Origin of the sequence: Lactococcus hircilactis (genome assembly GCF_009601015.1) — a bacterium.
In the GTDB taxonomy this organism is placed as follows: domain Bacteria; phylum Bacillota; class Bacilli; order Lactobacillales; family Streptococcaceae; genus Lactococcus; species Lactococcus hircilactis.
In genome coordinates, this window is record NZ_WITJ01000001.1 from 202,638 (window position 1) to 216,492 (window position 13,855).

Sequence of the window (13,855 nt, forward strand, 5' to 3'; positions counted from 1 at the left end):
AAGCGTTTTTATTTCAATATATTCGGTAAAAAACCGAAAATTTTGATTTTTTCTTCAGTTGTGACGCATTGATTTTATCGGCTCATAAGACAACCGATGAATTGGACTTATTCCTAATTCTGTCAGTGCTGACAAATGTTTTGCAGTCCCATATCCAGCATTCTGTGCAAAATCATAGCCTGGATATTTTTCATCATAAGCACGCATCAGCTCATCACGCGTCACTTTTGCGACAATACTCGCTGCAGCAATTGAACAACTCTTCGCATCCCCATGAATGATCTTTGTTTGAGCGATTGGCATCTCAAGCACCATTGCATCAATCAAAACATGTTGCGGCACAATCGAAAGATGCTCAAGCGCTTGAAGCATGGCGACTTTTGTTGCTTCATAAATATTAATCTCATCAATCACAGTATGCTCCACGCGACCAATCCCAATTGCGAGCGCCTTTTTTTTGATTTCTTGATACAGTGCGACATGCTTTTGTTTAGGCACTTTTTTACTGTCATTTAAACCTATAATTTCACAGTTTTTAGGTAAAATTACTGCTGCAGCAACCACTGGCCCTGCAAGTGGACCACGCCCAACTTCATCGACCCCAGCAACAAAATCCACACCATTTTGATAACACATCCGCTCAAAAACAAGCATCTGATCTAACCTTGTCTTTTCATCTTGTATCGCTTGGAGTTGTTTTTTTCTTTGCACGATTAATTTTTGAACCCCTGTGCGCTCATCATGCAAAAATTGATCAAAAACAGGAGAATGAATTTCTGTCAGTACTGACAGTATGTTTTTAATTTCCTTAATTGTCTGAACCATCATCTGCCACCTTATCTAAACAATAAGTCCCCAAACGCCCATCACGGACATCCTTGATAAACAGTTCATAAAACCGATCATAATCCTCACGAAAACCAAAACGCGCTGTCAGCGCCATAATCAAATCTGGAATTTCCAACGCTAAATCATCTTCTGTCATCCGAAAACGTTTCATCGTCACTGACCGATAATTTTCCAAAAAATAGCGCAACCCAAAAATCGTCACTTCGTCCATTGGCAAAAGTTGATCTTTAATTGCACCGGTCAAAGCTAATTTCAATCCTACTTTATCATCTTCAAATTTAGGCCACAAAATCCCAGGTGTATCCAAAATTTCCAAATCTGGATTCGTACGCAACCATTGTTGTCCCTTCGTTACTCCTGGCTTATTTCCGGTTACTGCAACTTTTTTTCCTGCCAAACGATTCATTAATGTCGATTTTCCAGCATTAGGAATTCCAACAATCATTGTTCTCAAAGATTTACTTTGAATCCCTCGCTCCAAATCATGTGCAATTTTATCCGCCATCAAACGCTTTGCCGCAACGGTCAAACGCTTTGAAGTATAATCTTCTTTTGAGTTAATCGCAAGCGCCACATCTCCTTTTTTCTCAAAAAAATCCAACCACTCCTGAACACGCACACGATCAGCCAAATCTGCCTTATTAAGCGCTACAATACGAGGCTTTCGGTCAATTATTTTACTTAACATCGGATTTCTTGAACTCATCGGTACACGCGCATCCACAAGTTCCACCACAAAATCCACATATTTCAAATTTTCCTGCACCTGACGACGGGCTTTGGACATATGCCCCGGAAACCACTGAATTGTAACCATTTTCTCTAACTCCTTATATACCAAGGCTTACAGCCTTTTACTTTTTGTTTTTCCCCATTGGGGGCAAAATGGGGGCAAGATTTGATGATGCCTTATTTTGCTTTTTAACACCCAATTTTTCTACAAATCTACTGATGGCGACTACTGACCTTTCTTGACCATGCGAAAGTAAATGTGTGTAACCATTTGTCGTTTCTTCTTGTATATGTCCGACACGTTCCTGTACTTCTTTGAGCGGAATACTCGGATCATCTCGCAAGACTGAAATATGAATATGTCGAAAACTATGCGGAACCGCATTTTTTGTCCATTCAAAGCCATATTTTTCTTTACAATTTTCTCTCAACGCTTTATTGACACGTCCCAGTATTTCTCTATAGCTATGTGACGTAATTGGCGCACCATATTCAGTCCGAAACAAAAAATCAAACTTTTTAAACACATCATGTGGTGACTCTTTGCAATGAGCTTCAAATTTATTATTTCTTTGAATAACACGTTTGATCGCTTCAATCACAAACTCTGGTAATTTCTCAATACGATCACCAGCTTCCGTTTTCGTTGTGTCTAAATAAAAATCTTTCACCCTCAAATCATGTGCTTGTAAAGACTTATCAATCGTAACCAATCGATTTTTAAAATCAATATCTGCAGCTGTCAAAGCAGAAGCTTCACCAATTCGGCAACCCGTGCCAATCAAGAAAAGTGCTAAATCATAATAATTCTGATTCCGACGTCCTCGAAGTTCTGACAAAAGTGCACCAACCTCTTGTTCGTTCATGAATTTTTCTTCCAAACGTTTTTTCTTGTCTCTTTTCTCACTAACAGTCGCATTTAATTTCACCACCCGTGACGGCGAAAATGGAATAGCATTGTGTAATACACCGTAGTCAAATATTTTATTCAACGTACATTTAATATGCTGCATAGTGGAGTGGGTTGAATGATACTTCTCTTTGTACTGCCTCAGATAATTTTGAATCAGCAAAGGAGTAATCTTTGATAAGAGAATATCGTCCGAAATCAATTCTGAGAGCCTGCTAATGACAAGAATTTCCCGATTAACAGTCTGATGTTTTACCGTTGTTTGCCAAGTCTCGAACCATGAGGTTTTTAAATCACTAAACGTCTTCATAGCCTGACCTTGAAACTGCTCTTGGCGTTCTTTGATTAATTTATCAATCTTTTCATCCAGATCACGGACTGCCTTCGCTCGTCCTCGCGATGTATCTGAAGTGAAAATGACCGATGCCCGCTTATACTTTTCTGTTAATGGATCAATATAACGTTCTATCGCCTTAAAATAAATTTCTCCATTCTTATGTTTTCTTTGTTCAAAATACATATTTTATCCTTTCAATCAAAACATGAAAAAAGGTAAAATAGAATCCAACTAGCTCTTCCATTTTATCATTTTTAGCCCTATTTGTCTTTAATTCGTGCATAGCCATGCTGCTTCCAATATAGAAATTCTTCAAAGACTTCAAAATTTATCCAAACTAATTTATGAGTTGGATTAATAACGCCTCTTCCAAATTGCTTATTATTTCGCATCTCAGCAAGCCAGCGATTTAGGGTATAAATGTTCAAGCCTTCATAACGCTTTAAAACCGCTTCTTTATTTCCCCACTCAGCAATACTACCAGCAACTGGGACATAATTTATTTTCATCTTTTTTTATCCTCGTGATATAAGTATATGGGCATATTTCAGTCCCAAATTGTTTCAATTTTTATTGTTTGTTATTTTGACTATTGCAACATTTCTCAGAAACTTAGAGTTATAATTTCTTTATGGAATGGACTCATGGATGTTTCTGTTTTTTCCTGTTGCTTAGTCTTCGTTAGAAAGTCTGTTACCCAAGCGCTGTCCCTACTTCCAACTCTCTAGCTGTTTCCACTGATGGTACTCTGCTCCTAGTAGAGAGCAGGCGGTAAGTATCTAGGTGATTTGAATTCTCTTATGCGAGGCTGTTGGTTCAACGTGTTTCTGGGAAATCTTACAGTAGTCAAGAAACATTCCAAATTCATAGAAAGGAGACCTTCCAAATGAAATGTTTTGTCGGTTTAGATGTCAGCTCGCAAAAGTTAGATGTTTGTATTATGCTCAGTGATAACTCAGTCACTTTCACTAAGTCATTATCAAATGATTTAGTGGGTGCTTCTGAAATTAAGTCACAAGTCCTAAAACTTAACGAAATTAATCACTTTGAACGGATTGTTATCGGAATGGAAGCCACAAATTTGTATAGCTTTCATCCCGCTATGTTTTTCAATGAGGATAACGATTTGAAGTTACTTCACACCGAAGTTATGATTGAGCAGCCCAATAAAATTAAGCGATACCGTGAAGCGTTTGAAGAAAATAAGAATGATACGCTGGATGCTTTTTACATCGCAGATTACTTCCGCATTGAAAGGTTCACTCCATCAATACTCAAAGAAGAGAAATATCTTGCGCTTCAACACCTCACACGAACACGACTTCAGCTTATTGAACAAATGGTCACAACCAAGCAGCACTTTACAGAAAATATTTACTATAAGTATGATACCCTTCCGTCCGAGTTGAAAAATGACGATGACTTGAGTACTAGCTTGTATAGTGCAACAATCATCACACTGATGACCGAAGATTATACGCTAGATGAACTCGCTGAAACTCCCTTGGAAGATTTCGCTGAACTCCTTCAAAAGATTGAACATGGACGATTCAAGAACCCTGAGAAACTTGCTAAGGTCATAAAGAAAGCCATTAACGGTTCCTATCGTTTAAACCAAGTTCATCAAGAGTCTGTAGACATTGTGCTCAGTCTTCTTGCTCGTGAAATTCGCAGCTTAGACAAGATGATTAAGGACATTGACAGAGCCATAGAAGAGATGGGGAAGTTATTCCTGAATATCAATGCTTAACAAGTGTACCTGGTATCGGTAAAGTTTACGCTGCAGGCATCATCGCTGAGATTGGGCAGATTGAACGCTTCAAAGACCATCCTCAACTTGCTAAATATGCAGGTTTAAACTGGAAAGAAAAACAATCTGGTAATTCTTCCTCACAAAATACTTCACTTGTTAAAAGAGGCAATAGTTATCTGCGCTATTACTTAGTTGAAGCCGCCAACTCGGTCAGACGACACGATGACGAATACAAAACCTTTTACAAGAAGAAATATCATGAAGTACCTAAACATCATCACAAACGTGCCATCGTCTTAACTGCTAGAAAATTAGTGCGTCCGGTGGATGTGCTACTACGCAACCACCAACTCTATACGCCACCAAGGAGTCTTATGGAAGATAATTAGTTTTATCTGCACAATTTCCTTAAATTAGCCTAGTGAAAATTTGTCAAATTTCACTGGATTCTTTCGTGTTGTCTTTTTCCAAGATTTTCACTCAGAATTTAACGACTTTATATTTGACTTTTTACCACTAGACTTTCTGAGCAATTTGAAGAATCTTCTTTTAATTCCGTAACGCTTTGTTCGGTCGTTCGTGTTGCATTTTAGTGTTTGCCTTACCATATTTGCCAGCTTTCTCTTGAATTTGGACTTCAAAATAAGCATCTTGAATATAATTAACCAGCTGTTGACGAGTACGATAGTGCATGGCAAAGTTCTTTGGAATCCGAAAATGCTCTACTTTATCTTTCATTTGCAGGCAAAGCGTCTTCTGCTCCAAAGGTCTCCCCTCATAAATCTTAAAACTAAAGTTGAAATTCCGACGGAAACGCTCTAATTGTTGTTCGTAGTAGTTCATAATATTCTCTTTTCCTATTGTGATTTTCTTCGAAGAATACAAATGACGGGAATCGAACCCGCAATCAAAATTTCTTTTGATTTTCTCCATCGGAACATTTGTACAAAATATGATAACGGTGCTTTTTTATAGCGGGCGCAGTCCTTGGCTCTCTCCCGCTTGTAAGTTTTGCCTTACAGATTTGATATTCACGATGAGAGAAAGTATTATCCCTTCTCTACATTCTATTTTAGCGATATAAAAACAAATGAACAGGACATCACATGGCGGATACTGTTGGCTCAACCACGCCAAAAAGAGCACTTCTCAAAAGAGAAATGCTCTGTAATCCTTGCTATTATAGGTTTTCAATCCGCCATCGGGTGGCGGATAAACTAAAAAATTTTTAACTTTCTTTGCCCAGCCGACTAAACCCCTGCGCTTCCAAGATGTTATTACACTCAAAGATGGTACTGGTATAGCAACAGTTGAGTAGAAAACGGTAGAGAAAGTGCAGTTCCATATTCCCTAAGCGTTTGCTTGACCGTGAAAGAAGAATATCACTAATTTCTGGTGGCAAATGTAGCCCAATACACAGCTGAAGTATCAATTCAAGCGAGACATTATAATTTTCATCAGTTCGCATCCGATAAAGCGTCCGCTCACTAATCAAGGACTGTTCCTCCACTTTGGCGAGTGTTAACCCAGACCATTCTATCAATTTTGAAACGGTTCCTGAAAAGCTCCCAGGCAGAGACATTGCCAGCTTTTGAAGTTCAATCATGCGATTACGAATAAGGTACTTTTCGTCCACGTTTTTCTTATTGATGAAGTGAGCTTCAAAACGAATTTCTTGATTGGCGTCCCGATAGAGCACTTCATCGAAACAAGTGTTCGTTTTCTTATCTTGGACAACCAATTCAAAAATCAAGCAACATTCATCCATGTGAAGTCGCGCATACTCTGTCAATTCCAACCTTCCAAACTTATTCGTTTGGAGATATTTCGGATCATTCAAGCAAAAATGGGAATCCACATATAGATAATTTCCTGTTCCAAGTTTCTCCTGAAGTTCCTTATTGGTCGCACTTTGGCGGATTGCACCCTCTAAAGAAATCGCAAACGTCTGCGTTGGAGACAGTACATCACGTTTAAAAACATAAGGCTGCACATAATGATTGTTCACATATTTGTAAATACCGCGTGCCTCCTCAAAACCTGCATCAAGTAATCGAATTTTAGCGGCCATTTTTGAGACGTGATAAAAGTTAGCCAAACTATCAATGACATAAATCATTTCGCCAATCAAATTTGATTGCTCACCATTGAGGTAGTTATAAACTCCTTGTAGTTCTAGCACTTTATCCTTGAAAGGGACAAGTGGCATTTGAAGTCTTGGTGTTAGCGTATTAGCTTGCCACTCAATCCAGTCTAGGGTCGTTTTATTACTGAAAGAGCTCCTTAGAAAGCGCATTTTGGGTTGAAAAAGTCGAGCAAGGGTAAAAGCCTTGCGGTGCAACAACCAATGGACACATTCATGGACAATCGTATTATTGACGGCACCATAATTTCGCGTGAGATAATGGCTGGGGTCAATCAGAATGGTGCCACCTTTAATCTCTTCCTCCACCATACCATCAGAAATTTTGTCATAAATTTCTACTTTGGTATCTGTAAAGATTGTCTCCCCAAAAACTTCCCCTCCTTTACTGAGCTTTCGCATTTTAATGCCTAAGCCTAAATTTTGAGCAAGCTTCATCGAATCCAACGCCTGATTATTTATCAAAGCTTCAGGATAATACTGTTTGATAATACCACTCGCAACGATATCAAGCTGGTTGCGATGAAGATAAGGAAGTAAAGTATCGGATAACGGTTTTTGGTAAGAAGGTTTCCCTTGATAAGCAGAAATAGATAAAATCCGAAAATCTTCTAACCGCTTTTCTAAATCCCCTGTACAAGAAATCCGCAACCAAGAGTCAAAAAGATTTTCCCCCATCACAAGCTTTGCGACAACCACCACATCAAAGTTTAGCCGCATAAAAGGTGCATCCTCTACGTAAACCGTGCGAACCTCTAAATCTTGTAATGAATCGTGACTGGTCTCTTCCAGATGAGTATTCACTGCGTTAAGTAACGCGGACAAAAAATGTTTTTTTATATATTGCGTGAACGAAATATATTTCTCCATGACTCTCTTCCTTTGCAAGAAGTTATATTTATAATTTTATATATGCAAGAATAATAAAAGCCAATTCAAAAAATTCTTGCCGTACTTCATCTTAGAATTTTCTAAATCTTTGATATCGTTCTTTTTGCAATTCTTCTGGCGTTAACTTTTCTAATTCTCCGAGATAAAAACATAACTTTGTTTTCAAAGTATCAAAAAGATGTTCTTCTTGAATTACACAATCAATCACTTCCATTTCTAACAACTCACCTGCTGTTATTCTCATAATTTTCGCAGCCTCCTCAAATTTGCTTTTATCTTTCCACAATATCGTTGCAAATCCTTCTGGAGAAATTACTGAATAAATAGCATTCTCTAACATTAACACTTTGTTAGCTACCGCTAATGCAAGCGCTCCTCCAGATCTTCCCTCTCCAATTATAACGGCAATGACGGGTATAGTCAATTTACTCATCTCAAACAAGTTACGTGCAATTGCGGCTCCCTGCCCATGTTCCTCTGCTTCTATACCTGGGTATGCTCCTGCAGTATTAATAAACGTGATAATTGGTCTATTTAATTTTTCAGCTTGTTCCATCAGTCGCAGAGCTTTTCGGTAGCCACTCGGAGTTGGTTGTCCAAAATTTGTTTTTAAATTTTCATCTAAATTTTTCCCCTTTTGGATCCCAATTACAGTGACAGGGGTTCCGTTTAAAAGAGCAATCCCCCAACGATAGAAAGATCATCTTTAAAATCTCTATCTCCGTGCAGCTCAAAAAAATTTGTAAAAATGTTATCAATAATCTCGCGAATAGAAATTCTATCTAGTGATTTCGCTTTTTCAAGACATCATTAATTTTACTCACTTTTTTCCTTTCGAATGCAAAGATAGTAGCAGTGACAGTGTTTCTTTCATTTGCTTTCTATCCATTACTGTATCAACAAATCCATGTTCTAATAGATATTCAGACTTTTGAAAATTTTCAGGTAAGTCCCGACGAAGAGTCTCGTTGATTACTCGCTTACCCGCAAAGCCAATTAGTGCCCCTGGCTCTGCTAGAATTATATCTCCTTGCATAGCAAAGCTAGCAGTCACTTCCCCTGTCGTTGGGTCAGTTAATATTGATATATAAAGTAACCCTGCACTAGAATGCCTTTGAACCGCCGCAGAAATCTTTTCCATTTGCATTAAGCTAATAATCCCTTCTTGCATTCTAGCACCTCCCGATGCAGTAAAAATAATAACTGGTAAGTGCTCTACCGTTGCCAATTCAAAAAGTTTTGTAATTTTTTCTCCTACTAATCTTCCCATTGATCCCATAATGAATCGGCTGTCCATAATTCCAATTAATATTTTCTGGTCATCAATGGATGCTTTACCAGTAAGGACTGCCTCATCCAATCCTGTTTTCATTCTGAGTTCTTCTAGCTTTTCTAAATAATTTGGAAATCCAATTGGATTATCACTTTTTATTCCTTCAAAAAGTTCATTAAAACTATCAATATCAACAGTGATTTTCAACCTTTCACTGGCTGTTATACGAAAGTTATAACTACATTTGGGACAAATTTTTTCGATACCTATATCTCCACTATAAATGCTGCACTTGCAATGAGGGCATTTTATAAACATTTTGTCTGGAACATGTGGGAGGTTTAATAATACATCATTCTCATAATCTCTCGGTTTTATCTTTATATTATGCTTTTCTCGGAAATGAACCATTTTACCTCCCTCCATCATGCCCTGATGAGAAAACATTTCATAGTTTCCCATACTCACTTTCACAGTGCTTTTTGAATTTATTGCAAATTTTATCTCCTTATTAGTTTTACTTTCTTTTAAAAAATCTTTAACCTACTTCATTGCCATTAATTTATCAAAGCTAATATACCTAAAAGTACAATTTTTTGATTTATCATAACTATAATGAGCAACACAGCCAACATATCCCTCAAAAAACTTTATCGTAGTTAATATAATTTTTTTATTATCTATTGAGCTTCCGACAATTTTTCCATTTTTAAAAATCAAGCGAATCATTTTGGGGCTAACCGATAACCCCGTACCAATTAACTTCAATGTGGCTTCCTTAGCTGTCCAGAATTGAAGTACCATTTTAACTCTTAAATCTTCTCTTTCTTTTTCTATTTTCTCCCATTCCTCATTATCAAAAGCATTTTTAATATAGTTTAAGTTTAAGGGACGTATTTTCTCGATATCTAATCCTATTTCGTCTTTGTCCTTTACAACTAAAACTAAATTAGATGAGTGAGATATAGAAAACTTTTCTTTTGTTATGTCTGAAAATTCTGGCTTTCCAAAATACCCAGCCTTTAAGATTTTCCCCTTTTTTATATCTGAAAAGCTATAATCAAAAGCTACTGATAATAGTCTTTTACTAAAATCACTCTGTAAGTTGACCAATTTTCCCTTATCTACAGTAACAATATCATTATTTAACAAGGTATAGAAAATCAAAGTACTTTGCTCCATAGTATCTCAACTTTCACTTTTCTGTTATATTTTCTGTCAGATATTTAATACAAGAATTAAAACTTGCTAAATCATTGATACTAAGTATGCGGCTTGATGGTGATATCTGTTCGACAAATCTTGAAATTGGCCTCGAAGGACCTATCTCAACAAACGTTCTTACACCTTTTTCTAACATTTCATGAACGGCCATATTCAAATTCGTTCTCTTTCTTATTTGTTCTGACAATAAATCATTGATTTCCCCCATATAATCTTTAATTGCTTCATCAATGATTACTTTATCAGAAGGGATATTTAATTTATTTGTTCTGCTTCTTAAATATCTTTGGAAACTATCGAACGCTGTATTCATCAAAGGGGTATGGAAAGCTCCTTGAACATTTAAAAGAGATGATTTTATTCCTAAGCACTCAAACAATTTAATTGCTTTTTCGACTGCAACTTTTTTCCCACCAATCACAATCTGTTTAGGAGAGTTAAAATTAGCTATAGCCAACTCTTCTTTAGAGAATAGAGAGCATACGTACTCCACAATTGGTACTTCTGACGTAAAAGTGGCTGCCATAGTCTGTTCACATTTTTTACAGGCCTCTTCCATATATTGTCCCCTATGAATTACTACATCTATTAATTCGTTAAAATCGTTGCTTTCGTCCATAATTAAAGAGCTGTACAATCCCAAGCTAAATCCATAAGAATAAAATTCTACTTCTGTTCCACTTTTAGATAAATCTTCTTTCAGACAAGAAGAAACTACACTTTCAAATGTAAAAATTAGTGGTTGAGCGTAATAGGTTTCGTTTACCTTTTCTTCCCCCATATTAAATAGCTCTTCTGTTGAAATTTTTAATTTATTCGCCAGAGTCTCGTAAAAATACGATATGTTGGGGCAATTATTAAAGAAATCTTGTCCCATTGCCATATGTTGACCCCCTTGCCCATCAAAAAGTACTCCTATTTTTCCCTTATCAATATTCGATTTTTTCATAATTATGTAACACCTCTTGAAATTGTTTTTGTAATTTTTTCAATTTTTCTTGCTCTCCGAACATAGAATAGTGATTTCCATCAACGTATATAACCTTTAATCTTTTTGAATATTTTCTCCATTCATCAGCTTCATAAGGTTTCATATACGTAAATGAATACAGATCATATGACAATTTCTCTGTAGCATAAAACAAAGTTATCTCTACATCTAAGTCAGTCGGTAAGACTTGCTCAGAAAGGACTTTATGATTCGCAGTCCAAATTGAGAACAGCCTTTCCACCATTTCATCAGAAATAGTATCAGGAATTTGATGTTGTTTTCTTGAATACCTAATTGCCTGATTAATATTATCAAATTTCTCTTTAAGTTGTAAATCTCCAGAGGAAGCAGCTCCCATTATAAACTGCCAAATCTCGGGGAATTTATTAATATAATCTTGCTTTGCCAATTTGGCTTCTGAATATGCTTCTGGAACAATGCTATCTATCATGACTATCTTAGAGACCTTATACCCCATATCATTTAATTCTTTCATCACAGATAGGGACTCATTACCTCCAAATGAATATCCTCCAAGAATAATCTTATTTTGTTTGTCGGAAATAACTTTCTTTATTTGATTAGCGTAAATCTTAGCTAGTTTATCAATTGAATTCTGAGGAGAAATATTTTCAGGATAACTAATTCCATAAATGCTTATTGATGTATCAATTCCTCTGAGAAGTTTTTCATAGCAAAATATACTTCCTCCTGCTGGGTGGATTAGGAACATACTTATATTTTTTGTTCCTTTATTGAGCAGTACCACATTATCTTCCTTATTCTTTTCCTCCACAATCTCAGAAATATAGTCGTTCATTTTATTTGGAGTATCATACGTTTGAAGTAAACTTGGATTCAAATGAAGTGATAATTCTGTGTTTATTTGACCTATAATCATCACTGCAGTGAGGGATTCCCCTCCTATTTCAGAAAAAACTTCATCTGGTTCTACATATCTCCCTATATTTTCCGCCCAAATATTTAGAATTTTGCTCAGAGTATCAGTTCCTCTGTTAGAAACTTCACTAACATTGAGTGTTAAAGGTTGCTTCTTCGATTCAGATTCAACCCACAATTCTTCCCCCAAAAACCTTATACTTGGAAGTGGAATAATATTTCCTTCTGGAATTTGCGAAACTAATACTGACTTTCTTCCATTTTTGATCCATTCCTCTCCTAGTTCATTTATTTTCCTATTTTTATCGTTTTCCTCCATAATGTACTTTGTGACGCTTTCCAAAAGCTCATTAATATTTTCTACTACAAAGTAAGTTCTGAATGGCTGCCTTGATAATCTTCTGAACATGGTATAGCCGATATCCGTAATCGAAATACCAGTATTTCTTTTTAAATAACTTGCCAAAAGTAAAAGTTCTTGATTTAGATATTTTTGATTTTGTCCAGAAACAGGAATCAAGAATTCACTTTTAATATTAGCGGTCTGTTCATTTTGATAGCTTGACAAAATTCCATGAACATTCGTTCCTCCTATCCCTAGCGAAGTGAATGCCACGTAGTGCTTCCCCGAATTCAATTTTTTATTACAAGTGCAAATGTCAAAACCATTTTCGGTTAAGTTAATGTTCTCATTACTACTGGTAAAATTGATTTGTTTTGGTATAATTCGATTTTTTAGAATTAGCAAATCTTTAACCATTCCAGTTAAGCCAGCTGCCGCATCTAAATGTCCAATATTTGCTTTTATAGATCCTAAATATACTTTTTTCCCTACAGACTTTCCATAGCCTCGAACTATAGAGCGAAATTCTATTGGATCCCCTATGCTTGTACCTGTTCCGTGCATTTCAATATAATCTATATCAGAGGAACTTATTCCTGCCTTCTTTAAAGCAATATTAATTGCACCTACCTGACCTTTTACTGAAGGAGCCGTATATCCGACTTTTTGATTGCCATCATTATTTACACCAATTCCTTCTATTATTCCGTAAATATAGTTATGATCTTTTATAGCATCATCTAGCTTTTTTACTACTACCATGCTGCAACCACTACTAACCACCATTCCATCAGCTTCTTTACTGAAAGGAGAAATTATTCCTGTTTTAGAAAATGTAGAACCCTCCGTATAGAAATAACCAGCTGGCTGAGGAAGCCTTAGACTTACTCCACCAACCAATGATGAATAACATTCCCCTGATATTATACTTTGTATTGCATAATTTAATGCAACCAAAGACGAGGAACAACCGCTCTGCACAGTAAGACTCGGACCTTGTAAATTAAATTTATACGATACTCTTGTCGATAAAGAATCAGGATCATTCCCCAGTACAATTGGATAATCGTACCGTTCTGGATTATAATACTTACTAAAAATAATATTTTTTTGTAAGTATAGTGCACTAGATTCAGAGCCGAATACCCCCATCTTTTCCTGCACATCAAATGGATCATATCCTGCATCTTGAAGGGCTTGAAATGCGCACTGTAAAAAAATTCTTTGCTGTGGGTCTGTTAACTTCGCTTCAAATGGTGTCATATCAAAAAACTTATAATCAAAATTTTTGTAATTATTGATTGTTGTTCCATAATTTTTGTAATTTTCTTCAGCCAAAACTGAATCTTCTATGCCAGATTTTTTTAATTCTCGTCTAGTGAGAAAACGCACAGAATTTTTCCCAGCTAGCAAATTTTCAAACATCTTTTCAGGACTATCAGCATCTGGATAAATTCCAGATATTCCAATTACAGCAATTTTTTCCATTATCATACCTTCAATCCAATA

10 protein-coding genes and 2 pseudogenes are annotated in these 13,855 nt (G+C 36.3%); 1 reads left to right on the forward strand and 11 read right to left on the reverse strand.

Features of this window, described 5'->3' with window-relative positions; all coding sequences use genetic code 11:
- Positions 1 to 54: 54 nt before the first annotated feature.
- The 4 genes from GHI93_RS00910 to GHI93_RS00925 all read right to left on the reverse strand — a co-directional run bounded on the left by GHI93_RS00910 (position 55) and on the right by GHI93_RS00925 (position 3,337).
- Complete coding sequence (locus GHI93_RS00910; RefSeq protein ID WP_281347466.1) at positions 55 to 825, reverse strand: ribonuclease HII; 771 nt, start codon at positions 823 to 825, stop codon at positions 55 to 57.
- Positions 809 to 1,666: a ribosome biogenesis GTPase YlqF gene (gene ylqF, locus GHI93_RS00915; protein ID WP_153494738.1), complete on the reverse strand. Its 858-nt coding sequence runs from the start codon at positions 1,664 to 1,666 to the stop codon at positions 809 to 811. The genes GHI93_RS00910 and ylqF overlap by 17 nt, the downstream gene beginning before the upstream one ends.
- 37 nt (positions 1,667 to 1,703) lie before the next feature.
- Complete coding sequence (locus GHI93_RS00920) at positions 1,704 to 3,011, reverse strand: tyrosine-type recombinase/integrase (RefSeq protein WP_153494739.1); 1,308 nt, start codon at positions 3,009 to 3,011, stop codon at positions 1,704 to 1,706.
- Between the two features lie 77 nt (positions 3,012 to 3,088).
- Positions 3,089 to 3,337: a DNA-binding protein gene (locus GHI93_RS00925; protein ID WP_153494741.1), complete on the reverse strand. Its 249-nt coding sequence runs from the start codon at positions 3,335 to 3,337 to the stop codon at positions 3,089 to 3,091.
- Between the two features lie 377 nt (positions 3,338 to 3,714).
- On the opposite strand from GHI93_RS00925, the pseudogene GHI93_RS00930 reads away from it, so the two are divergent.
- Positions 3,715 to 4,970, forward strand: a pseudogene (locus GHI93_RS00930) (IS110 family RNA-guided transposase).
- A 160-nt stretch (positions 4,971 to 5,130) separates the two neighbouring features.
- Here the strand turns inward: GHI93_RS00930 and GHI93_RS00935 are convergent.
- The 7 genes and pseudogenes from GHI93_RS00935 to GHI93_RS00965 form a co-directional block, all read right to left on the reverse strand.
- Positions 5,131 to 5,424 (reverse strand): hypothetical protein, encoded by a 294-nt coding sequence (locus GHI93_RS00935; RefSeq protein WP_153494743.1) that lies wholly within the window; start codon positions 5,422 to 5,424, stop codon positions 5,131 to 5,133.
- Between the two features lie 385 nt (positions 5,425 to 5,809).
- On the reverse strand, positions 5,810 to 7,594 hold the full coding sequence (locus GHI93_RS00940; protein ID WP_153494745.1) for an ImmA/IrrE family metallo-endopeptidase: 1,785 nt from the start codon (positions 7,592 to 7,594) through the stop codon (positions 5,810 to 5,812).
- A gap of 91 nt (positions 7,595 to 7,685) precedes the next feature.
- Positions 7,686 to 8,392: pseudogene (gene accA / locus GHI93_RS00945) on the reverse strand (carboxyltransferase subunit alpha).
- 43 nt (positions 8,393 to 8,435) lie between these two features.
- The gene (accD, locus tag GHI93_RS00950) at positions 8,436 to 9,299 is read right to left on the reverse strand and encodes an acetyl-CoA carboxylase, carboxyltransferase subunit beta (RefSeq protein WP_153494799.1); all 864 of its coding nucleotides are present in this window, start codon (positions 9,297 to 9,299) and stop codon (positions 8,436 to 8,438) included.
- Positions 9,300 to 9,431: 132 nt separating this feature from the next.
- Complete coding sequence (locus GHI93_RS00955) at positions 9,432 to 10,070, reverse strand: 4'-phosphopantetheinyl transferase family protein (protein ID WP_153494746.1); 639 nt, start codon at positions 10,068 to 10,070, stop codon at positions 9,432 to 9,434.
- A 13-nt stretch (positions 10,071 to 10,083) separates the two neighbouring features.
- Positions 10,084 to 11,061 (reverse strand): ACP S-malonyltransferase, encoded by a 978-nt coding sequence (locus GHI93_RS00960; RefSeq protein WP_153494748.1) that lies wholly within the window; start codon positions 11,059 to 11,061, stop codon positions 10,084 to 10,086.
- Positions 11,042 to 13,834 carry a beta-ketoacyl synthase N-terminal-like domain-containing protein gene (locus tag GHI93_RS00965; protein WP_170272354.1) on the reverse strand — a complete coding sequence of 931 codons (2,793 nt, stop codon included), beginning with the start codon at positions 13,832 to 13,834 and terminating at the stop codon, positions 11,042 to 11,044. Before GHI93_RS00965 ends, GHI93_RS00960 begins: the two co-directional genes overlap by 20 nt.
- Positions 13,835 to 13,855: the final 21 nt, after the last annotated feature.